Annotated in this window: 16 protein-coding genes and 1 tRNA gene; 2 read left to right on the top strand and 15 right to left on the bottom strand. The window is 57.1% G+C overall.

Annotated features, from left to right (window positions below; all coding sequences use genetic code 11):
* Nucleotides 1-235: 235 nt before the first annotated feature.
* The 11 genes from ISF27_RS02210 to ISF27_RS02160 form a co-directional block, all read right to left on the bottom strand.
* Complete coding sequence (locus tag ISF27_RS02210) at nt 236-1,669, bottom strand: oxaloacetate decarboxylase subunit alpha (RefSeq protein ID WP_194608689.1); 1,434 nt, start codon at nt 1,667-1,669, stop codon at nt 236-238.
* Nucleotides 1,670-1,738: 69 nt separating this feature from the next.
* Complete coding sequence (locus ISF27_RS02205; protein WP_194608687.1) at nt 1,739-2,887, bottom strand: sodium ion-translocating decarboxylase subunit beta; 1,149 nt, start codon at nt 2,885-2,887, stop codon at nt 1,739-1,741.
* Between the two features lie 45 nt (nt 2,888-2,932).
* Nucleotides 2,933-3,352, bottom strand: coding sequence for an acetyl-CoA carboxylase biotin carboxyl carrier protein subunit (locus ISF27_RS02200; RefSeq protein WP_194608685.1), 420 nt, complete (start codon nt 3,350-3,352; stop codon nt 2,933-2,935).
* A gap of 24 nt (nt 3,353-3,376) precedes the next feature.
* Complete coding sequence (locus tag ISF27_RS02195) at nt 3,377-4,222, bottom strand: OadG family protein (RefSeq protein WP_235985988.1); 846 nt, start codon at nt 4,220-4,222, stop codon at nt 3,377-3,379.
* Between the two features lie 16 nt (nt 4,223-4,238).
* On the bottom strand, nt 4,239-5,672 hold the full coding sequence (locus ISF27_RS02190; protein ID WP_194608683.1) for an acyl-CoA carboxylase subunit beta: 1,434 nt from the start codon (nt 5,670-5,672) through the stop codon (nt 4,239-4,241).
* A gap of 219 nt (nt 5,673-5,891) precedes the next feature.
* Entirely contained in the window at nt 5,892-7,829 is a 1,938-nt protein-coding gene (locus ISF27_RS02185) for a GH25 family lysozyme (protein WP_194608681.1), read from the bottom strand.
* Nucleotides 7,830-7,976: 147 nt separating this feature from the next.
* A complete protein-coding gene (locus ISF27_RS02180; RefSeq protein WP_194608679.1) occupies nt 7,977-9,350 on the bottom strand; it encodes an MATE family efflux transporter in 1,374 nt (457 codons plus the stop codon).
* Nucleotides 9,351-9,357: 7 nt separating this feature from the next.
* A complete protein-coding gene (locus ISF27_RS02175) occupies nt 9,358-11,169 on the bottom strand; it encodes an aminopeptidase P family N-terminal domain-containing protein (RefSeq protein WP_194608677.1) in 1,812 nt (603 codons plus the stop codon).
* Nucleotides 11,169-12,620: a dihydrolipoyl dehydrogenase gene (gene lpdA, locus ISF27_RS02170; RefSeq protein WP_194608675.1), complete on the bottom strand. Its 1,452-nt coding sequence runs from the start codon at nt 12,618-12,620 to the stop codon at nt 11,169-11,171. The genes ISF27_RS02175 and lpdA overlap by 1 nt, the downstream gene beginning before the upstream one ends.
* 87 nt (nt 12,621-12,707) lie before the next feature.
* On the bottom strand, nt 12,708-13,718 hold the full coding sequence (gene asnA / locus ISF27_RS02165; protein ID WP_194608672.1) for an aspartate--ammonia ligase: 1,011 nt from the start codon (nt 13,716-13,718) through the stop codon (nt 12,708-12,710).
* A gap of 73 nt (nt 13,719-13,791) precedes the next feature.
* Nucleotides 13,792-14,388 (bottom strand): HD domain-containing protein, encoded by a 597-nt coding sequence (locus ISF27_RS02160; protein ID WP_194608670.1) that lies wholly within the window; start codon nt 14,386-14,388, stop codon nt 13,792-13,794.
* A gap of 116 nt (nt 14,389-14,504) precedes the next feature.
* Here ISF27_RS02160 and ISF27_RS02155 point away from each other — a divergent pair.
* Nucleotides 14,505-14,578, top strand: a tRNA-Pro gene (locus ISF27_RS02155).
* Between the two features lie 289 nt (nt 14,579-14,867).
* Nucleotides 14,868-15,683 carry an HAD family hydrolase gene (locus tag ISF27_RS02150; RefSeq protein ID WP_194608668.1) on the top strand — a complete coding sequence of 272 codons (816 nt, stop codon included), beginning with the start codon at nt 14,868-14,870 and terminating at the stop codon, nt 15,681-15,683.
* A gap of 180 nt (nt 15,684-15,863) precedes the next feature.
* Here the strand turns inward: ISF27_RS02150 and ISF27_RS02145 are convergent, their stop codons facing one another.
* From ISF27_RS02145 to ISF27_RS02130, 4 genes are all read right to left on the bottom strand, one after another.
* Nucleotides 15,864-18,938 (bottom strand): InlB B-repeat-containing protein, encoded by a 3,075-nt coding sequence (locus ISF27_RS02145; RefSeq protein ID WP_194608666.1) that lies wholly within the window; start codon nt 18,936-18,938, stop codon nt 15,864-15,866.
* A 167-nt stretch (nt 18,939-19,105) separates the two neighbouring features.
* Nucleotides 19,106-19,489: a hypothetical protein gene (locus ISF27_RS02140; protein ID WP_194608664.1), complete on the bottom strand. Its 384-nt coding sequence runs from the start codon at nt 19,487-19,489 to the stop codon at nt 19,106-19,108.
* Between the two features lie 235 nt (nt 19,490-19,724).
* On the bottom strand, nt 19,725-20,378 hold the full coding sequence (locus ISF27_RS02135) for a response regulator transcription factor (protein WP_194608662.1): 654 nt from the start codon (nt 20,376-20,378) through the stop codon (nt 19,725-19,727).
* Complete coding sequence (locus ISF27_RS02130; RefSeq protein ID WP_207727364.1) at nt 20,375-21,499, bottom strand: sensor histidine kinase; 1,125 nt, start codon at nt 21,497-21,499, stop codon at nt 20,375-20,377. Before ISF27_RS02130 ends, ISF27_RS02135 begins: the two co-directional genes overlap by 4 nt.
* Nucleotides 21,500-21,650: the final 151 nt, after the last annotated feature.

Genomic DNA, 21,650 nt, shown 5'->3' with positions numbered 1-21,650 from the left:
TCAACCGCGGGACATATCTGTAAAGAACGTGCCCTCCTGCGCCGCCGTTTGTAAGAAAATTGTAACTGTTCAGCACACGGGGGAAAAACCGCGCAAAAAATCCCATGCCGGGAATGGGAAATCATTTCCCGCCCCGGCATGGGACCTGCAGTTTTTTGTTGATTATTCACGGCTTTCCGTGAGGGACGCGCAAAAATCCGGATCCCCACGGAAAACAGGGTTATGCAGAAAGACCTCAGACAGGGTAAGCGCCGTTCACCTTGTCGGCTTTTGTCGGATCTACACCGGTCGTCTGAGCCTCACGATACTTGAAGAACTCCTCGGCAACCTGCGGGAACAGGGCGTAGGTAAGAACGTCCTCGTCCTGTCTCTTCCACTGGGCGATCTTGTCCTCGTACTCCTTGAGCGCCGGCTTCAGAAGGTCTGCCGGACGGCAGGTAATCGGCTTCTCGTTGCCGATCGCTTTCTTCTGAACCTCCGGATTGAACGGCTTTACCGTCTTTCCGAATTCGCCCAGGAGGAGCTTCTTGGACTCCTTGGTGAACATCTTGTATCTCTCGCCGGTCAGGACGTTGAGGACAGCCTGGGTGCCGACAATCTGCGAGGACGGGGTGACCAGCGGCGGCTCGCCGAAGTCCTTGCGGACTCTCGGAACTTCCTCCAGGACAGCCTCGTACTTATCCTCAGCGTGCGCCTGCTTGAGCTGGGATACGAGGTTGGACAGCATGCCGCCCGGAACCTGGTAGCGCAGCGTATTGATGTTGACCCCGAGAACCTTGGTGCTCATGAGGCCGCTCTCCAGATCCTGCTCGCGGATCGGGCGGAAATAATCGGCGATCTCGGAGAGAAGCTTCATATCAAGCCCGGTATCATACGGCGTTCCGCGGAAGGTCTCGACCATAACCTCCGTTGCCGGCTGGCTGGTGCCCAGCGCGAACGGGGAAATAGCCGTGTCGATGATGTCGCAGCCGGACTCCACAGCCTTCAGATAGGTCATGGAAGCCACACCGGAGGTGTAGTGGGTGTGCAGGTCGATCGGAAGATTTGTGGACTCCTTGAGGGCGCCAACCAGCTCCTGCGCGCGGTAAGGCGTAAGCAGGCCGGCCATATCCTTGATGCAGATGGAATCCGCACCCATCTCCTCGATCTCCTTGGCGATATTGCACCAGTACTCGAGCGTGTAGGCATCGCCGAGCGTGTAGCTCAGGGCGATCTGTGCCTCTGCCTTCTCCTTCTTCGCCGCGCGGACAGCTGTCTCCAGATTCCGCATATCGTTCAGGCAGTCGAAGATACGGATGATATCGATCCCGTTGGCTACCGACTTCTGGACAAAATACTCGACAACATCATCCGGATAGTGATTGTAACCGAGGATGTTCTGGCCGCGGAAAAGCATCTGCAGCTTCGTCTTCTTGAAGCCGTCTCTCAGCTTTCTGAGCCTTACCCACGGATCCTCGTGCAGGAAGCGCAGGCAGGCGTCGAAGGTCGCCCCGCCCCAGCACTCAACAGCGTGGTAGCCGACCTGATCCAGCTTCGGGACGATCGGGAGCATCTGCTCCGTGGTCATCCGGGTGGCGATCAGCGACTGGTGCGCGTCACGAAGCACGGTCTCGACGATCTTCACCGGCTTCTTCTCCGGCTGCGCCGGCTTCTTATTCAAATCAGACATAGTTCTGCCTCCTGATGTTCAGTGATAGATTCCGGGACGCTAAGGCACCCGGAATCAGATAGATGAGTTTCAGACGCCGAAGATCGCCATGAAGGTACCGGCGGCAACTGCCGTGCCGATAACTCCGGCTACATTCGGTCCCATGGCGTGCATCAGCAGGAAGTTCGTCGGATCGGCCTCCGCGCCAACCTTCTGGGAGACACGGGCTGCCATCGGAACCGCGGACACGCCGGCAGAACCGATCAGCGGGTTCACCTTGCCGTGGGTAGCAATCATCATCAGTTTTCCGAAGAGAACGCCGGCGGCTGTGCCGAGGGCGAATGCCACAAGGCCGAGAATAACGATCTTGATGGTATCCAGGTTCAGGAAGGCCTCCGCGCTGGTGGTCGCGCCGACAGAGGTGCCCAGCAGAATAACCACGATGTACATCAGGGCGTTGCCCGCCGTCTCAGCCAGCTGCTTAACAACACCGGACTCGCGGAACAGGTTGCCCAGCATCAGCATGCCGACAAGCGGTGCCGTCGTCGGCAGGATCAGGCAGACAACGATCGTCACGATCACCGGGAACAGGATCTTCTCCAGCTTGGAAACCGGGCGGAGCTGCCCCATCTTGATCTTTCTCTCCTTCTCGGTCGTCAGCGCCTTCATAATCGGCGGCTGAATGATCGGGACAAGGGACATGTAGGAATACGCCGCAACGGCGATCGGGCCGAGAAGCGCGGTCTGGCCGAGTTTTCCGGCCAGGAAGATCGAGGTCGGGCCGTCAGCGCCGCCGATGATGGAGATCGCGGCTGCTGCCTTGTCGTTAAATCCGAGGAAAATCGCCAGGAAGTATGCGCCGTAGATGCCGAACTGCGCGGCAGCTCCCAGAAGGAAGCTGGCCGGGTTCGCGATCAGCGGCCCGAAATCGGTCAGCGAGCCGACGCCCATGAAGATCAGCGACGGCAGGATACTCCACTCATCCAGCGTGTAGAAATAGTAGAGAAGACCGCCGACACCGTTCGAGGAGTCGTCGATGGACAGCATGATGTCCGGGTAGATATTGACCAGCAGCATGCCGAAGGAAATCGGGAGCAGCAGGAGCGGCTCAAATCCTTTGCCGATGGCAAGATAGAGGAAAATGAGCGCCACGACAATCATGATGACATTTCCCAGTGTCAGGTTAAAGAAGGCGGTCTGCTGAATCAGGTTGGACAGTGTACTTGAAATATATGCCATTATTTATCCCTCCAGGCGGGAATATTTTTCCCGCTTCAGCAAATCTTAATTCAGAGTCGCCAGTGTATCTCCTGCCTCCACCATGCTTCCGGCGGTAACATCGATCGAGGCGATGGTGCCGTCCTGCGGCGCGACAATCTCATTTTCCATCTTCATGGCCTCGAGAATCAGGATCACCTGGCCGGAGGTTACCTGGTCGCCGACATTCGCCTTCACGCTGAGCACCTTACCCGGCATCGGAGCGGAAACCGGAACGCTGCCAGCCGCTGCCGCCGGAGCTGCTGCCGGAGCCGGAGCTGCCGCCGGAGCCGGGGCTGCCGCCGGAGCCGGAGCTGCCGCCGGAGCCGGAGCTGCCGCCTGTACCGGAGCTGCCGCCTGTACCGGAGCTGCTGCCGCTGCGCCGGACTTCTCTTCAACAGTTACATCATAAGTTCTGCCATTAACGGTGATGGTATAGCTCTTCATTATCTTATCCTCCTCAAATGTGGGTTAGCCTCTGTTCCATCTGCGCGGTGTCCTGCGGCGGATCGACCGGATCACAAGCTGGTCGGCCGGAACACCGGATGTAGCGGAAATCGCCGCTGTGATGACGGCAACAAGTTCGAGATCATCCTCCGGAGCAGCTGCCGCTGCCTGTACCGGGGCTGCTGCTGCCTGTACCGGGGCTGCCGGCGCTGCCGGAGCCGGTGCCGCCTTCTTGGCGGGTGCCGCCTTCGGCGCTGCCGCTGCCTTTGCCTCCGCGGCCTTCTTCTTCCGGTTCTCCTCGAATTTATTGATGTACTTAAATCTGCTGATGATGAAGCTGATGAAGATCAGGACGATAAATACGGTGCCCATGCCCATCAGGGTGTTCATCCCGGCTTTTGCCATCTTCTCCCCGGTGGTGTAGGTCGGGAGGATAGAAAGCTCTGTCGGCTCCAGGGTCGCCTGGCTGGATGTGTACTTGGTCTGACAGGTCAGGGCAATCTCGCAGGTCCTCTTCTCAAACTGCAGGACCTCCACCGTCTTGTATGTGTCCTCGCCGACCACGGCCGTCGAGACCTCATTCACGCCCTGGTACTGTCCTAGATCATGCTGGCTGTTCTCCCACGCCTTGATCGCATTTTCCAGGACGCTGTTCTTCTGCTTGACCGCCATGGCCTTGTACTGCTCCATCGACGCGCTGTCGCTCTGGGTGAAAAACTGGACATACTGATCTGCGCTCTGTTCCATATAGGACTTAACCTGGTCGGGAACAGCCGTGTCCAGCGTTTCACTTTTGCCGCAGGCGGGAAGAGCAAAAAAGCAGACTGCCATAGCCAGAACCAGCAGTATTCTCTTTATACTCTGTTTCATATTCTCGTCACCTCATTCAGATCGTGCCATGTTTTCTGGACGGCTGGTCCTCGCTCTTTGTGTACAGCATCTCGAAAGCGGCGATGACCCTCTGTCTGGTCTCCGCAGGCTCGATGATGTCGTCCACATAGCCTCTCCTCGCGGCAGCTTCGGCAGAACCGGTGAGCTTCTTGTACTCTTCCGTCTTCTCGTTCAGGAATTCCGCCTTCTTCTCCGCCTTCTCCAGCTCATCCGCATACATGATCTGAACCGCGGCCTTCGCGTCCATGAGGCCGATCTCAGCCTCAGGCCAGGCAAATGCGATGTCCGTGCCGAGGGATTTGCTGCCCAGGGCAACCGCTGCGCTGCCGAATGCCTTGCCGGTAACCACGGTAACCTTCGGAACATCGGAGGACGCGTAGGCTGCCGTCAGCCGGCCGATCTCCCGGGCAAGAGCCGCCTCAGCCTTTGCCTTTCTCGCAAAGCCGGCAACATCGGCCAGGGTGAGCACCGGAATATCAAAGGCATCGCAGAAATTGATGAAATCCGCGGCCTTTCTCGCCGCCTTCGGGCAGATCACAGCATCCACTCTCTCCCCGGAAACCACGCTGTTGCTGGCAACAGCGCCGACCGTTGTCCCATTCATCCTGATGAAGGCGGTGACAAGGTGACGGCCATAGTTCTTGCCGAGTTCAAGGCAGAAGCCGCCATCGGAAATCTGGGTCAGAAGCTGAGCGCCGTCGCCGAGATACTGCTCAAGGCCGGAGTTCTGGCGATTCGGGTCATCGCCGGTCTCATCAACCGGAGCTCCCTCCTCATTGTTGGACGGAAGGATATTCACCAGGGAACGGATCTTGGCAAAAATCTCCTCCTCCGTGCCGGAAGCGTCAACGATGCCGGACTCGCTCTCCTGATACTCTGCCGTCGTGTTGTCGAGCTCCTGCTCGTTGCTGCCGGCAAGGGCGTTCGGGGAATTCACGAACAGTTTTGCGTCCTTTTCCATGAAGACGAAATCTGCCATCGAAGCAGCTACCGCAAGGCCGCCGCCGCAGTTGCCGAATACGGCGCAGATCTGGGGAACGACGCCGGAAGCGCGGGATTCCGCAAGGTAAATGCTCCCAAAGCCGTCGAGCGCGTCCGTAGCTTCCTGGAGGCGAAGGCCGGCACAGTCGAGAATACCGATCACCGGTGCTCCCATTTTGACTGCCATGTCATACATGCGGACAATTTTCTTCGCGTTCATCTCGCCGATCGAACCGCCCAGGACGGAAGCATCCTGGCTGTAGACATAGCAGAGATAGCCATCGATCGTGCCATAACCGGTAATCACTCCATCTCCTGCTGCCTCATTGGCTTTGATGTTGAAATCGGTGCTTCTCGCTGTGACGCGGGAACCGATCTCCACAAAGCTGTTATCATCGAGCAGCGAGAGAATCCTGCTGCGCGATGATGCTGATGCTGAATTACTCATTTACTTTCCTCCATTCACAAAATTGGCATAGGCCGCAAAACGATATACCTGAACTATTTTATATTGAAGCCAGGGAAATTGCAAGGCGGAATGCCGCGGACTTTTCGGCGCACAGACCCCCACATCTCGCGAAGCAAAGCGTCGCTCGATGTGGGGGTCTTTTCCCATCGATCTGTTGAAATCTCCCTGTCTCTGTACTGCCCGGGAATCGGAGCGGTTTTATCCCTGCGTCCCTGCCGCGCTCTCCTCGGGAGCCGTATAGACAGAGCACGCGCCGTTCTCATCCGCATAGTAGGATACGCCGTCCCGGTCAAGCACTGTCCCGGTGCTCATGGCTCCGCTGTCCTCCAGGTGATAGAGGATGCCGCCGATCTCCTGCCAGCCGGTCTGCATCTTTCCGTCCGTTCCCAGATAGTACCAGAAATTCTGAATCTTCTGCCAGCCAGCCTGCATGCGGCCTTCCTTGTCAAACCAGTACCAGCTGCCGTCAATCTGCCGCCATCCGGTGACTCTCCGCCCCGAACCGCTGAAATAATACTCGCTGCCGCCGATCGAGCGGAAGCCGGTGGCCATTGCCCCGCTATTCTCCAGGTAATAGGTATTTTCCCCGATCGTGGTCCAGCCGGACTGCATGACGCCATCCTTGTCCATATAGTACCATTTGCCGCCGTCATTCCGCCAGCCCTTTGCCATCTCCCCGGAGCCCGGATCGAAGTAGTACCAGGAACCACCGATATTTACCCAGCCTTCCGCCATCGCACCGTCAGCTTTCAGGTAATACTTGGTCCCCTTCACGGTCACAAGACCGGTCTCCATCGCGCCGGAATCCGCGAGATAATACCACTTTCCGCCGACGTTCCGCCAGCCCCTCGCCATGGCGCCGCTGTCGTCCAGATAGTACCAGGAATTGCCGGATTTCTGCCAGCCCGTCACCATCTTGCCGTCGGAATCCATATAATAGTAGTCGTTCTTGTGGAAAATCCACCCGGTCACCCTGAGGCCGTTCTCGTCAGCGTAATACCAGCCTTTGCCGTCGTTAAACCAGGTGTTCTTCTGCATCACATGGTTCACGAAATAATACTTCACGCCGTTGATCGTGCGCCAGAGCGTGCCGTTAATGCTTCTCGTGTAATCCTTATAGAGGTAATCGGTATCCACCCGCCCGGAAATCCCGGAAACGCTGCCGTTGCTGGAATTCTGCCAGATCGTCGCCTTTTTGTAGGTGTAATCCGTATTGTAGCGGGCAACCCACACATCCCAGCCGATCTTCGACATATCGATCTTGTTCGCGATCCAGTCCTCGTTCGCGTAGACCACCGGCGTGTACCCCGCCGCCTTGATCTCGCTGCAGAACGCGTTGATGACCTCGCTGACCCCGCTCTTCGAGAGCGTACCCAGCGTGCCGCTGTCCTCGGCGTCGAAGGCCACCGGGAAGGAAATCGGGTAATCCTTGATCAGGTTGAGGACAAACGCCGCCTCCTCCTTCGCCTCGGCCACCGATGTTGCCATAGAGTAGACATAGGCGCCGATGCGGATGCCCACCTTGGAAGCCCCGACCGCGTTTGAGCGGAAGGTGGCATCTTCGCCCTTGCTGGTCCTCGTCGCCAGAATGGCAAACTGAACATCACTGCCTGCCACCGCGCTCCAGTCGGTTACGCTGTTCCAGCGGGAGAGATCCACGCCCCGGGCAATGGCGCCGATCGAGGTTGTCGATTGGGACGCGGAGGAAAGCCCCTGGGTCACCGCACTCACTCCCTGATAGACAGCGCTCTTCCCGGAAGTCTTGAACGCCGAATTTCCCGGCGTGGAAGAGGTGCTGCTCTCCGGGCTTGTCCCATTTGCGGCTGTAGACACCCGGGTAAATGCGTTCCGGCTCGAGGAAGATGTCCCCGAGGAGCCGGAATTTCCGGAATTGGACGAGCCGGAGCCCGATGAGCTGGAGCTGGAGCCGGAGCCCGATGAGCTGGACGCTCCCGGCCCCGTCGCCGTATTGGAATTGCCGAAGGAGCTGGACGCTCCCGGCCCCGTCGCCGTCCCGCTGGTTCCCCTGACGGTCGCCGCGTAGGATGAAAATGCGGCCGGCGGATTTCCCGCCGTAAGGACAGCGGCGAGAACTCCCGCCGCGAACCGGACCGCAATTTTTTTATTTCGATTCATCATTCATCCTCCTGCTGTTGGTCAAATCTTCTCATGCGCGGCCTCCCGACAGGCGCCGCGCATCGCAAAGGGCAGGAAGCTCAGCCCCCTGCCCGATCAGGCTACTTTATTATCTCAGAAAATTCCCGAAAATGTTTTCCTTTTCTTTTACAATTTCCTTAAATCGCGCGGTTTCGGGTTCTTCCGGAACCGGCGGAGCGGGGAAAACCACAGATAGTAGACCAGGAAGACCATTGAGCCCAGCCCCCAGGTCAGCGGATAGCTGAACATGACGGTCCTCAGCCCCGGATGCACGGGCACCGCAAGGAAGATCCAGACTACCCGGAGCACGCAGATGTCGATGGCTGTCGCCACCATGGGGAAGAGGCTGTCCCCCACGCCGCGCAGGGCGCCGGAGAAAACCTCGATCGCTACATAGAGGATGAACAGCGGGCACATAAAATGAAGCATCTCCATGCCGATGCGGAGGACATCGGGATCCGCGGTGAAAAAGCCGAACACGGTTCTCCCGCAGCACCAGATGCCGGTAGAGAGGGCAACGGCGAAAAATGCCCCGATCACGAGACTCTCCGCCGTCCCCCGGTGAACCCGGTCAAGCTTTCCCGCGCCATAATTCTGGCCGACAAAAGTAGTCACCGAGATCCCGAGGGCATTGATCACCATCCAGAAAAGCTGGTCGATCTTGCCGTAGGCTGCCCAGGCAGCCACCGTATCGGTCCCCAGCGCGTTGATGGCGCTCTGGATCACCAGGTTGGACAGCGAGTAGAGGACCGCCTGGACGCCAGCCGGAAAACCGATCTGCAGGATTCTCCGGAGAAGATAGGGGTCCAGCCTGAGCTTCCCGGGATCCAGCCGGTAGCTGTCCTTCTCGCGCATCAGCGTCCCGACCGCCAGCCCCGCGCTGACCAGCTGGGAGATCACGGTCGCGTAAGCCGCGCCAGCGACACCCATCCGGAGAGCCGCGACAAAGAGAAGGTCCAGCACAATATTGGTGAGGCAGCTCGCAATCAGGAAATACAGCGGCCGCCTGGAATCCCCCACTGCCCGGAGTATGCCTGCCCCCATGTTATAGACAAGGCTTCCCGCAATCCCGAAGAAATAGATTCTGAGGTAGAGCAGGGAGCCGTCCATAATCTCGGACGGCGTGCCCATCCGCGCGAGAATCGGGCGCATGAAAAGGAGGCCGAAGCCCGTCATGACGACACTGCCCGCCAGGGCAAAGATGATGCTGGTGTGCACCGCGCGGCTGACGCTCTTCTCACTCTTTGCGCCGTAAAACTGGGCGATCAGCACGGTGGCGCCGGTGGCGAGGCCGACAAAGAAGCCGACCACCAGGTTCGTCAGGATCGCGGAGCTCCCCCCGACCATGGCGAGCGCCTCCTTGCCGACAAAGTGGCCGACAATCACCGCGTCCGCCGTGTTGTAGAGCTGCTGGAAAAATGTGCCGAACAGGATCGGGAAAAAGTACAGGAGCAGCTGCTTCCAGATTGATCCCTCGGTGATGGCCGTCACTTTCCCCATAAGCCGCTCACTTTCTCACGAGCGCGGAAGTCGCCTCCCTGAGCCAGGATCGGTCCTCCTCCCCGAGCAGCGGGGCGATCTCCCGGTAAACCCGCTCATGATACGCATTGAGCTGGCGGATATCATCATCCGTCAGATAATCCGTATCGATGGGCTCCTTGTCGATCGGAACCAGCGTGAGCGGCGAAAATCCGAGAAACGTCCCGAAATCCGTCTTCTCCCTCTCCTCACAGAGAAGCAGGCTCTCTGTCCGGATCCCGCAGACGCCCTCGATGTAGAGGCCGGGCTCATCCGAGGTGATCATGCCGGGGGCGAGGATACCGTTATTCTGATCCATCAGCTTCTCCTGCACTCTCCATCGGAATGCATTCGGCCGCTCATGGACAGTGCCCAGGTATCCGACGCCGTGGCCGGTGCCGTGATTGAAGTCGAGTCCCATCTTCCAGAGCGGCTCTCTCGCCGCGTAATCCAGAATGAAGCCCCGGGCGCCGGCCGGGCAGACTGCGCTCATCAGATGGAGATGGCTCGCCAGAACCAGCGTGTAATATTTCTTCTCCTCCGCCGTCACCGGCCCAAGGGCAAATGTTCTCGTGATGTCCGTTGTCCCTTCGTAGTACTGGCCGCCGGAATCCACCAGATAAAGACCCCTCGGCATGAGCTTCTTCGCTGTGTGCTCCGCCGCCTGGTAGTGGCACATGGCCGCGTTGTCCGCATAGGCGGAAATCGTCGCGAAGCTCGGACCGAGATTTCCAGGAAGCTCAGCGCGGTAGCCGTCGAGCAGACGTGCGGCCTGGAATTCATCAATCTCCTTCTTCCCCACATTTTCCTTGAGGTAACGGATAAAGCGGATCATGGCGACTGCGTCCTTCCTGTGGCAGGCCGCCATATTTTTGACTTCCGTCGGGTTCTTCACCGCCTTCTGCCGGCTGGTCGGGTTCATGGCGTCAATGATCCGGCATCCCGGATCCACCGAGCGCCAGAGGCGGCTGTTGACACGCCCCTTCTCCATAAGGATGGATGCGCCGAGAATCCCCGGCAGCGTGCGGTAAATTTCATCGTAACCCCTGAGCTCTACGCCGCAGGCGGAAAGATACCCCCGCACATCCACGGGGAATTTCGCCGGATCCGCGAAGAGGATCGCGTCCCTTTGGGTGATCAGGGCATAAGCCAGCACGACAGGGGTGTACAGGATGTCCCCGCCGCGGATATTGAACAGCCAGGCGATATCGTCCAGCGTTGTCAGCACGTGGACGCCTGCGCCCATCTCCGCCATCTCGGCACGGAGATCGGCAAGCTTCTCCGACGCGGATTTTCCGGCATATTTCCCGTCCAGGATCCACACCTTCCCGTCCGGCATCGGCGGGCGGTCCTTCCAGATCTGCCCGACAAGGTCAACATCCGGGTTCATCCGGACGCCGGGCATGTGCTCCTCCAGTTCTTCCACATAGGCCTCTGTCAGCGTTTTCCCGTCGAAGGCCAGCACATCGCCATCCTTAAGCGCCTTGGCGAGAAACTCCGTGACCGTCGGAACCCCGGGCTCCCCCATTTTCATGAGCCGGATCCCGCTCCCCTTGAGCTCTCCCGCCGCCTGGACAAAATATCTTCCGTCAGTCCAGAGGCCGGCGAAATCCCGGGTCACCACGCAGGTGCCGGCGGATCCGGTAAATCCGCTCAGCCACCGCCTGCACATAAAGTGCCGGTCCACATATTCGGAATCGTGAGGATCCGCCGTGGGGATGAGGCATGCCGCCGCTCCTTTCTCCGCCATCACTCTCCGAAGTTCCGCAACTCTCTCCGCACAGGGATTCTTCTTTTCCATCACTCCTGCCCCTCCTTCTGGTCATCCCGCAGCGCGTCCTCCACCGCCTCCGCGATCGCTTCGCTGTAGGTGGGATGTGCGCGCATTGCTGTCGTCAGCTGATAGGCGGTCAGGCCGTTGGCAATCGCCGTCGCCATCTCGCCGATCATATCCGTTGCCCGGGAGCAGACAATCTGCGCCCCGACAAGGGTATTGGTGTATGCCTCAAAAATCACTTTGACAAAACCGATGGTCTTCCCCAGCATGATCGCCTTGCTGTTCTCATCCATGAGCGTCATGCCGATTTTAACCTTCATATTGTAGGTGGCCGCCTCCGCCTCCGTGAAGCCGACCGAGGCGATCTCCGGATCGGTATAGATACAGATCGGCACTACCGGCAGCACGACGTACATGCCGTTGGGCACCACACTGAGCAGCATCCGGTGGCTTTTCTTCGCCATGTGCTCCACCACGAAGGTCGCGTGGGAGGTTGCCACATGGGCGAGGCGCATCCGGGAGACCGTATCCCCGATCGCGTAGCAGCCCGGCTGGGTGGTCAGGAACGACGGAGTGACCTTGGGTTTCCCGAAACTGTCCAGCTTAACCTCCGCGTCCTCCGCGAGCACCTTCGCAAGATCCGGCTTTCTCCCGACCGCGGTCAGCACACGATCAGCGGGAATCGAGCGTGTGACGTTTCCCTTTCGGAAATGCACCAGCACGGGTCCGCTGTCCAGGGCGGGAATCTGCTCGGTGATCTCCGTGACGGTGACCCCGAGCAGCACCCGCACCCCTTTATCCTCCAGGCTCCGCTTAATGTACTCGGAGATTGTCTCGTCCATCGTGCAGAGCAGCCTCGTGCTCCGCTCAAAGAGCGTCACCTCCGAACCCAGCGACGCGAACAGGGTGGCAAGCTCCACACCAACCACGCCGCCGCCGACAATGGAAAGCCGATTAAAATTCCACTGCGTGGATTTCAGGATCTCATGGCTCCGCATCACCTGCGGCAGCATGACACCGGGAATGTCCGGAATAATCGGATCAGAGCCGGTGGCGATGATCACGCGCTCCCCGCTCACATAGCGGATCCCGGCAGCGGTGCGGATCTCGACCGAATTCTCCCGGTGGAGCTTCGCCTCGCCGCAGATCACCTCCACCCTGGCTGCGTCAAGCCGCCGGCTGATGCCGCTCCGCACCTTCGCGACGGTCTCTTCCCTGAACTTCTGCATGGCCTCCATACTGAACGAGACATGGTCAGCAGACAGGCCGAAGTGGGAAGCCCTCTTGATGTCCCGGTAAACCGTGGCAGCCTGAAGCAGCGCCTTTGCCGGGATGCAGCCCAGGTTTACACAGGAGCCGCCGATCTCCCCCATCTCGATGACCGCCGTGCTCATGCCGAGCTTCGCCGCGTGTTCCGCCGCCGTGTATCCGCCGGGGCCGCCGCCGATGATCACCAGGTCATACCGTTCCGACAAAACCTCACCCCCTGAAAACTGTCCATGGGCACATTTTCCCGGGGAAAGTCCGTGACTTCCTCCGGGAAAATAAATAAGCAGCAATCATCAAAGCAGATGAATATGATTCCTCTCCGCCTCCGCGCGGATGCCGTCCGGCCATACCGAGGACTGCACCTCGCCGATATGTGCCTTGCGGAGATAGAACATACAGATTCGGGACTGGCCGATGCCGCCGCCGATCGTGAGCGGGAGCCTGCCCTCAAGCAGATCCTTCTGGAACGCGAGCTTCGCCCGCTCCTCACAGCCCGCCTTCGCCAGCTGCTCACGCAGGGACGCAGGATCCACCCGGACGCCCATGGAGGAAAGCTCCAGAGCGATATCCAGGACCGGATAGTAGACGATGATATCGCCGTTTAACTTCCAGTCATCGTAGTCCGGCGCGCGGCCGTCATGCTTCTCCCCGGATTTCATCTTATCACCGATCTGCTCGACAAAGACCGCGCCGTGAAGCTTGGCTGCCTTATACTCCCTTTCCTTCGGGCTAAGCTCCGGATACTGATCCTCCAGATCCTGCGCCTTGAGAAAAGTGATCTCATTCGGCAGGACACGGCCGATGTACTCATAGGAGTAAGCCATATAATCCTCAGTCACCTTGAGTGCCTTGTAGACGTGGCGCACCGTGTCCTCCAGGTAGCTGATCGTGCGGTCCTCGGCGGTGATCACCTTCTCCCAATCCCACTGGTCGACATAGACGGAGTGGATATTGTCGGTGATCTCATCCCTGCGGATGGCGTTCATGTCTGTGAAAATGCCCTCGCCCGGCTGGAATCCGTACTCGCGGAGCGCGTAGCGCTTCCATTTGGCCAGGGACTGCACCACCTCGGCTGGCCGGTCATTCTGCTCCCCGATTCCAAAGGATACCGGGCGCTCCACCCCGCTCAAGTTATCGTTGAGCCCGGTCTCCGGTAGCACGAAAAGCGGCGCGGAGACGCGGCTCAGGTTGAGCTGGCGGGATAGCTCCCTCTGGAAGAAATCCTTGATCACTTTGATCGCCGCCTGGGTCTCCCGGAGCGAAAGCTCCGCGTGATAACCGGCGGGAACAATCAGATTTTTCATAATGTTTTATCCTCTCTTTTCTCTATTAAAATTGAATATCATCAGCTGATCAGGAGCCCTACGGCAGCGAAGCTTAGTCCGGGAGCAGGTGCCCCTTCTCCACATTGGGACGGAGAAATTCTTCCTTCATATACGCCCAGAGAAGCGCACTGCCCTCTGCGGTCCGCGCATTTCTCGCGAGAACCTGGGAGAGGTGTACGCCGTGCTCCTCCCAGCTTTTTCCATCGGAAGCGTCATTCAGCATGAGCGGCTGGAGATTGTCCATCGTGCGGGCAAACTTTGCCTCCGGCGTCTCCCTGGCTTCAAACTCGTCCCAGAGGGCACGGAACGCGGCCGCCTGGTCGTCCGGAAGCAGCCCGAAGATCCGGTCTGCCGCGCAGACCTCGCGTGCCCGCTGGCTTTTCTTTCCGTCCTCATCATAGGCATAGGTGTCGCCGGCGTCGATCTCCACGAGGTCGTGGACGAGAAGCATCAGGATCGTGTGGAGCACATCGATCTTCTCGTTCGCGTAATCCGCGAGAAGGGCGCACATGAGCGCCATGTGCCAGGCGTGCTCGGCATCATTTTCCTTCCGGGAACCGTCCGCAAGATAGGTCTGCCGGAAAATCTCCTTCTCCCTGTCCACCGCACGGATGAACGCAAACTGTCGGTCAATCCTCGCCTTATCCATAATGCCTCCGCCATTTTTTATACCCTGTCAACACCACAGTTATACCAAAATTCGTTTCTCTCTGCAAGACAGGGCTTGACCTTTTGCCCGGGATTGCCTATAATGATTAAGTCCGTCGGGGCGTGGCGTAGTTTGGTAGCGCGCTCGGCTGGGGGCCGAGAGGTCGCAAGTTCAAATCTTGTCGCCCCGATCGCAGAATAAAAGGCTGCTGCCGGTTCACAAAATCGTGAACCGGCAGCAGCCTTCCTTTTGTGCAGTTCACTTAACCGGTGCGCCGTCTTGCATGAATGGCGCAGTTGAATTATGATAGAAGCTGTTCCCCCGGTTCCCGGGAGGGAGTGCGGCCACGCTTTGCGCTGCCGTACAGCCGGTGTCCGGTCTCACACACTTTTTACCCCGAGAACACGCGGCTGCCGGAGGACATTCTGAGAAAGCATGCGTTTCTAACCAATTACGCCAATCTGACCGCGAGGTGAATCATGATCTGCTTTGATGTCGATATGACGCTCCTAGACCACAAGGACTACACGATTCCGGAGAGCGCCATGCGCGCGATGGAGCTTCTCAAAAAGTCCGGCCGAAAGGTCGTCATCGCCACCGGCAGGGACATGGACAATTACTACAGCCGGAAATACCGGGACATCATCCAGCCGGACGCCATCATCCATCAGAACGGCACCCGGATCACGGTCGGCGGAAAACAGATCTTTGAGCACCACTTTGACCGGAAACTGCTGAGAGACATCCTCTCCTGGTGTGACCGGGAAGGTTTTGCCATCGGCATGACCGCCGGGGACAGTGATTACTACGTGCACCCCGAGATTGTCCGTGAGATGGATCTCCGCCTCTGGGGCGAATCCGGCCGGCGCTTTCACGACCCGGGGGAGCTGCTGCACATGCCGGTTCGGACACTCGCCGCGCTCGGCACCCCGGAGGATATCGCGAAAATTGCCGCCCATTATCCGCAGCTGAATTTTCCGATCTTCTCGACCCGCACCGGTGCCGATGTGATGGAGAAAGAATTTTCCAAGGCAAATGGCCTGGTCCGCCTTGCCCGCTATTACGGTGAGCCGGAAGATCTCTCCGGAACAGTGGCGTTCGGGGACAGCATGAATGATATCGAGGTCATCCGTGCGGCAGGCACCGGCGTCGCGATGGGCAACGCCATCCCTGAGCTCAAGGCCGTCGCGGATCTCGTGACGGACAACGTGGGGGACAACGGCATCTGGAACGCCTGTGTCCGCCTCGGCCTCATTCCGGGAAAACCGCTTCCGGGGACACCCGGGATCTCCTGATTCCGGCAGGCGGCACCCGCACCGCAGGTGAAAAACCGCCGGGCGACGGATGCGCAGACGCCGAAACCCCCGCATCAAGCAAAGCCGTGCTCTGCTTGATGCGGGGTTCCGCACAGTCATCTCATTTCAAATTCATCTCTGCTTCTTTTCTGATGGCGAATAGAGATTTCCCCACAACGCTTATCTCTTCCATGCGCCGCTGTCATCGACAATGTAGCCGTCGGGTGTCTTCTCGTTCCGGTACATAGCACCGAGCGGGCGCGTCTTCCCCTCGTTCAGATAGTACCAGCGGCCGCCAGCCTCAAGCCATCCGGTTCTCATCGCGCCGTCTCCCGGATTCAGGTAATACCAGTGAGCGTCGTTCGGATCAAGAACCCAGCCGGTCTTCATCGCGCCGAGCGTCCCGTCCGAAACCTCGCCGAGGTAGTACCACTTTCCATTGGAAAGGTGCCAACCGGTCTTCATGTAGCCGGCTTCATCAAAGAAGTACCATGCGCTGGTGCCGTCCCAGGTCAGGAGCTTCCACTCATTCTTCGGATAACTGCCGCTGTGGTGGTACCACCAGCCAACGGAATCCTTCCTCCAGGTTCCGGTGTACTGATTTCTCGTGCCGGAAACCTTGCGGTAGCTGCCACCGGAGCTGCTGCCTCCGCCACTGCTGGAGCTGCCGCCACCACTACTGGAGCTGCCGCCGCCACTGCTGGAGCTGCCGCCGGAACCGCTTTCCCCTTCGCTGTTCTTCGTCCACTTGGCAAAGAGGGTGATGCTACCCGTGATCGGGGTGGTAAAGTCAAAAGCATTGGTGCAGCCCGCATCCGTATACCATCCCCCGAAGATCCAGCCGCTCTCGGTGAGGCTGGAAGGCATCGTCGCCATCCCACCGTCCTCGACGGTCTCTGTCGCAGGAGCCGTACCATGCCCTTTCGCGTCAAAGGTGACGGTATATTCGGTAACAGGGACATCCTCAGCCTCCGCTTCGAAGATGGCATACAGGTAGGAATCTCTGTTCAGGTTGAATGAATAAGGATTCTCTTTAGAAACCACATTCCCGTCTTTATTCTGCCATTCCTTGAAATGGTAGCCATCATCCGGATATGCGTTTGCGGTTAGTTTTTCCCCTGCAGGGAACCATCCTCCCATTTCTTCTGATTCCTCCAGGAAAAGATCGTCTAATTTAATCTTGCCGTAAGGACTTCTATTCGTATATAGGCCGCACCAGTAGAAGTAAGATGCCCTCACGCTGACCGCGCCGGCAGGCATGGTGAAGGTGGTGTTTTCGCTGTTTGCGTCCGCAAGAGTGACGTTTCCGCTTTCCACTTCCCAATGATCAAACACCTGGCCGTCAGGAGCCGCATCTGCGGTCAGGGTAACCTCTGCACCCTCCGCCGCTTTGCTGATTCCATCAGTGTCTCCGCTTACCGCCTTACCGTCGGTTACGGTGATGGCATATTCGGTAACAGGGACATCCTCAGCCTTCGCTTCGAAGATGGCATACAGCCAGGATTCTCTGTTCAGGTTGAATGAATAAGGATTCTTTTTAGAAACCACTTTCCCGTATTCATTCTGCCATTCCTTGAACTGGTAGCCATCATCCGGATATGCTTTTGCGGTTAGTTCTTTCCCTGCAGGGAACGATCCTCCCATTGTACTTGATTCCTCCCGGGAAAGATCGTCGAATTTAATCTTGCCGTGAGGACTTCTCCCCGTATCTAGGAAGCACCAGTAGTAGGACGGTGCTTCCTTGTAAGATGCCTCCACGCTGACCGCGCCGGCAGGCATGGTAAAGGTGGTGGTTTCGCTGGTTGCGTCCGCAAGAGTGACGCTTCCGCTTTCCACTTCCCAATGATCAAACACCTGGCCGTCAGGAGCCACAACTGCGATCAGGGTAACCTTTGTACCTTCTTCCGCTTCGGTGATTTCAGTGCCATCACCTGCTGTCGCTTTACCGTTTGTCACTGTGATGGCGTACTCTGTCGATTCCGCAGGAACTGTAAACGTGACTTTCCTGCGACCCTTTGTATCATGAGAATAGCCGTTTGCTATTGTATCGTTTATTGTAAATGCTGTATTATCATCAAAAGAATAACCTTCGTTTTCTGTAAATGTCACTAGCACGGAATAACTTTTTCTCGCCTCAAACACATCAGTTGAAGTTAAATAATAAGGGGATTCGCCTTCAAGCAGAACCCAGTGATCGACCACAACAGAGTATTTGCTGCTATCAAACGCAACAGCTGTGAAGTCAGGTGTTTCACCGGCAGCAGGAGCAGTAATCATGCAGTTTGCGGTTTTGATAACTGTCGGATCTTCCTCCCAGATTGCGTAGAGCGTTATATCGGCTGTTACATCAATCGTTGTACCGGAAATAACCTCGCCGTCCGCACTGGTTGCCCAGCCCTTGAACTGCTTGCCCGCAGGGGCAGTAAAGCTATTTGCGGGGAGTGCGTAGCTGCCGGAAACACCTGGCACAGCAGTCATAGTACCCGTACCGCCGTTGGCGTCGAAGGTTACAGTGTAGGTCGTTTTACTATAGGTCGCTTTCACGCTGACAAAGCCCTTGGGCATTGTAAATGTGGTTGTCGTATTGTTTGCGTTAGCAAAATGAACACTGCCTTTTTCTACAACCCACTTGTCAAATATATAACCGGAAGGCGCCGCATTTGCGGTCAGGGTAACCTCTGTACCTTCTTCCGCTTGGGTGATTGCAGTGCCTGCGTCGTCAGTCGCCTTACCGCCTGTCACGCTGATGGGGTATTTATGCACACCCTCTAATGTAAAGGGAAGCCAAATCGCCATAGAGCCTGCCAATTCGCCTGCACTATCAGGAAGTATTGCAAAGCAATTATCCCTATCCCTCTTGGCTTCACCATAAAATAGCTCGCTACCATTGTAACGTACTTCAATATCATCATCATCTGCAAATGCATAGCCGTCTTTCGGTTTAGCCAATATCAAAAGTGCGTATTTTGAGCCTCCCTCAAAAGGCACTGTAAGATCAACCTCGTCCGTATAATCTTCGGATTTGTCGTCATACATACACCAAGTACTTTTTATTTCTATATTTTCTCCAAGTGAAATACCGTCAGTGGTCGGAAAAGAACCTGCTTTCGGTTCGGTAACGCCTCGCACTTTGACACTGCTAATCTTAGTAGTTTCTGCCAATGCCGTCATGCTCATGGCCGGGAGCAGCCCCACCACCATCACAAGGGCGAGGAGCAGGCTCAACAGCTTATGCAGTTTCATTTTTGCTTTCATAAGCAATTCCTCCTTGTTTCTTTCCGGCATTTTGCCGGGTGATCTGACCGTGTGGTTCGTATAATCGGCTCTCTCGCACGGCAGAGAGAGCTTCTTCCCTTCTCCACCCATGCGGAAGATAGAGATTCATTCAATACTTTCACACCCTTTCATCACCGCCTTCCTCCTTACAAAGCATCGATGACCGCCGAAAGATACGTGGAAGAAACAGAGCCGTAGATGAAATTGTCAACAAGGCCGTCCTTCTTCACCTGACGCACCTTGTCCGCCAGCTTCTTTTCGGTGTTCTCGTCCACAACCAGTACAATTTTGCAGCCCGGATTCTGTGCTTTCACTTCACCCCGAATTTTCATGCGTTCCTCCAGCTTCCAAGGCGTGTAGGCCGTGACTTCCATGATCAGGATGTCCGCTTCTGTCAAGGCGCACAGATCCGTGGTTTTGCCAGGGCTTTCACTTTGAAAGACCTCAAAATCCGAATCAAAATTCCGCAGAGCAGTTGCCACGGCGTCGGCAAATAAGGCATTTTGCATATCAACAACAACTCTCCGCATGAAACCACCTCCGATTCAGAAGAAAGAGCATCAACGCAGATTCATCCCAGCTTCATTATCACAGATTGACCGCAGTTGCGCCCTGCCCACAAGTACAGGTTGGCGCACATTTTTCAAAAAAAATTGCACCTGTCCAGAACCGCACATCGAGCGAAGCTTTGCTCCCCGTCCTGTGCTGAACAGATGCAAATATCCCGGCTCCAAAGGCAGCCGGGATACACAGATAAGTTTTCGGTCATTTGGTTTTGGAAAATTCCTTTTCCTCAGGGAGGTTCGGAACGATAAATTTCTTATTGGTCGCAGCGATGGCCAGCCGGGTTCTGTTGGCATATCCGGTTTTGGATAAAATGTTGGAAACATGATACTTGACGGCGCTCCTTGAGACACACAGCTGATCGGCGATTTCATCATATTCCAGTCCGTCGCAGACAAGCCGCAGGACCTCAATCTCCTTCGGCGTCAGCTCCGTGCTTTCGGCCAGCCCCAATTTCACCTTCGGTGTTTCGTTCGGAAAAAGATGTTCGCCCGCCATGGTCCGGTCGATCACGTCAATCAGCGCTTCCGGACTGATATCCTTATACCAGAAGCTGTCAACCCCTGCCGCCCTGGCGCGTTCGAGGTAACCCACCTCAACCATGGAGGTGACGATGATAATCTTGATGTTCGGAAATTTTGCCTTGATTTCCGCGGCAGCTTCAATGCCGTCCTTATTCCCGGAAGTGCAGACATCCATTAAAATCAGGTCAATGTGCTGCTGGCAGCATTTCACCAAGGCAATATCCGCTCCGTTGAGGCTGGCGGCCAGCTCGTACCTGCCGCTGTCGGAAAGCATCCGTTCCATGTGCTCGCGGGGCATCCGCTGATCCTCGACAATAAGAACCCGTTTCATTCAGACCCCTCCTTGATCACCGGGAGAACCACGGTTAACATAAATCTGGGCTTCGACTGAATTTCCATCGTACCGCCGCAATCCAGGATATGATGGTACAGGTTGCGAAGCCCGCCCTTGGGAACCACCTCGTTTTCGGGAGGCCTCCCGTTGTTTGTGATCCTCACGGAAATGCTTCCTCCCTTTTTCTCCATCGCGATATCGATTGCTGTCGCTCCGGCATGGCGCACGCTGTTTGTCAGACATTCCCGCATCGCAAGAATCAAGACGCGCCGGAGCTCCCCCTGCCCCGGGAATTCTCCGAATAAATTGACGTTTACACCGATTGCCCCGGCATCATGCAGGAACTTATCCAGCTCACTGCGCCCTTGCGGATCTGCGTTATCATATTTGATGGCGCGGACCGCCTGGCGGAACAAATCCACGGCATTTGCCGCTTCCTCCATCCGGCTGTGGCGAAGAATGTGCCGTATGGCAATCAGTCCCGCGCCCATATTGTCATGCAGCTTCGTCTTGGCAGACAGCACCTCCTTTTCTTTCGCAAGAATCAGGGCATTGTCGGAGAGCCATTTTAATTCGCGGGAGATGGCTTTCAGCCGCTGGATCTGTGCTTTCAGCTCAAGATTTTTCTCGTACAGCTCCGTGATATCCGAGAATATGGCTTCCGTATACCAGACGCCGTCCGAAGCTTTCACCTCGTCCTGCCGGTACCGCCACGCTTTGCCGTCCGGAAAAAGATAGGTCTGTCTCTCCCGGGAGAGGCATGTCACTCCGCTTCCCGGATCGCAGTCGGCCAGCGCATCCTGCAATTCCGCAAGCGTTTGGAGATCCCTATGGGAAATCGTGCGGAATAACGTGTCCATTTGCCGATTGCACAGCTTAACGCTCCCGGACGGGGTGAAATAGCAGACACCGCTTGGCAGCATATCCAGAGCCTGTTTGACGGAATCGCGGGTGAGCGCCTGCTTTCCTCGTCTCCACAGCCCTGCAAGATCCCAGATCATCAGGACATCTGCCACTAAGGTGATGCCCCAAAGCAGCCCCATCGGGAGAGGCAGCCATATCTTGTACTCCCGTCCTTCGCTGATCCGGGAAAAAGCCTCCGCCAGCACGGACAACACGGCCAGGAAGAACAGAAATAAAGACAGATGCAGACAGCTTTTCCATCGGCAACGCGCCCGGCCGTAAGCGGCAAGCAGCAGGAAAAGCGATAAAATCAGGGTAAGGAACAAGGCCAGCAGCAGGATCGATTGTGCCGGGGCAGAAGAAAAA

It is taken from the genome of Clostridium vitabionis, assembly GCF_015351765.1.
Taxonomy (GTDB): Bacteria; Bacillota; Clostridia; order Lachnospirales; family Lachnospiraceae; genus Clostridium_R; species Clostridium_R vitabionis.
Note: the sequence above shows the minus strand (reverse complement) of the source record. Positions and strands in the feature narration are given on the sequence as shown.

Bases quoted from the DNA above. Each gene is read 5' to 3' on its own strand.
- ISF27_RS02210 (WP_194608689.1), bottom strand. From the start codon at position 1,669: ATGTCTGATTTGAATAAGAAGCCGGCGCAGCCGGAGAAGAAGCCGGTG.
- ISF27_RS02205 (WP_194608687.1), bottom strand. From the start codon at position 2,887: ATGGCATATATTTCAAGTACACTGTCCAACCTGATTCAGCAGACCGCC.
- ISF27_RS02200 (WP_194608685.1), bottom strand. From the start codon at position 3,352: ATGAAGAGCTATACCATCACCGTTAATGGCAGAACTTATGATGTAACT.
- ISF27_RS02195 (WP_235985988.1), bottom strand. From the start codon at position 4,222: ATGAAACAGAGTATAAAGAGAATACTGCTGGTTCTGGCTATGGCAGTC.
- ISF27_RS02190 (WP_194608683.1), bottom strand. From the start codon at position 5,672: ATGAGTAATTCAGCATCAGCATCATCGCGCAGCAGGATTCTCTCGCTG.
- ISF27_RS02185 (WP_194608681.1), bottom strand. From the start codon at position 7,829: ATGAATCGAAATAAAAAAATTGCGGTCCGGTTCGCGGCGGGAGTTCTC.
- ISF27_RS02180 (WP_194608679.1), bottom strand. From the start codon at position 9,350: ATGGGGAAAGTGACGGCCATCACCGAGGGATCAATCTGGAAGCAGCTG.
- ISF27_RS02175 (WP_194608677.1), bottom strand. From the start codon at position 11,169: ATGGAAAAGAAGAATCCCTGTGCGGAGAGAGTTGCGGAACTTCGGAGA.
- asnA (WP_194608672.1), bottom strand. From the start codon at position 13,718: ATGAAAAATCTGATTGTTCCCGCCGGTTATCACGCGGAGCTTTCGCTC.
- ISF27_RS02160 (WP_194608670.1), bottom strand. From the start codon at position 14,388: ATGGATAAGGCGAGGATTGACCGACAGTTTGCGTTCATCCGTGCGGTG.
- ISF27_RS02150 (WP_194608668.1), top strand. From the start codon at position 14,868: ATGATCTGCTTTGATGTCGATATGACGCTCCTAGACCACAAGGACTAC.
- ISF27_RS02145 (WP_194608666.1), bottom strand. From the start codon at position 18,938: ATGAAAGCAAAAATGAAACTGCATAAGCTGTTGAGCCTGCTCCTCGCC.
- ISF27_RS02140 (WP_194608664.1), bottom strand. From the start codon at position 19,489: ATGCGGAGAGTTGTTGTTGATATGCAAAATGCCTTATTTGCCGACGCC.
- ISF27_RS02135 (WP_194608662.1), bottom strand. From the start codon at position 20,378: ATGAAACGGGTTCTTATTGTCGAGGATCAGCGGATGCCCCGCGAGCAC.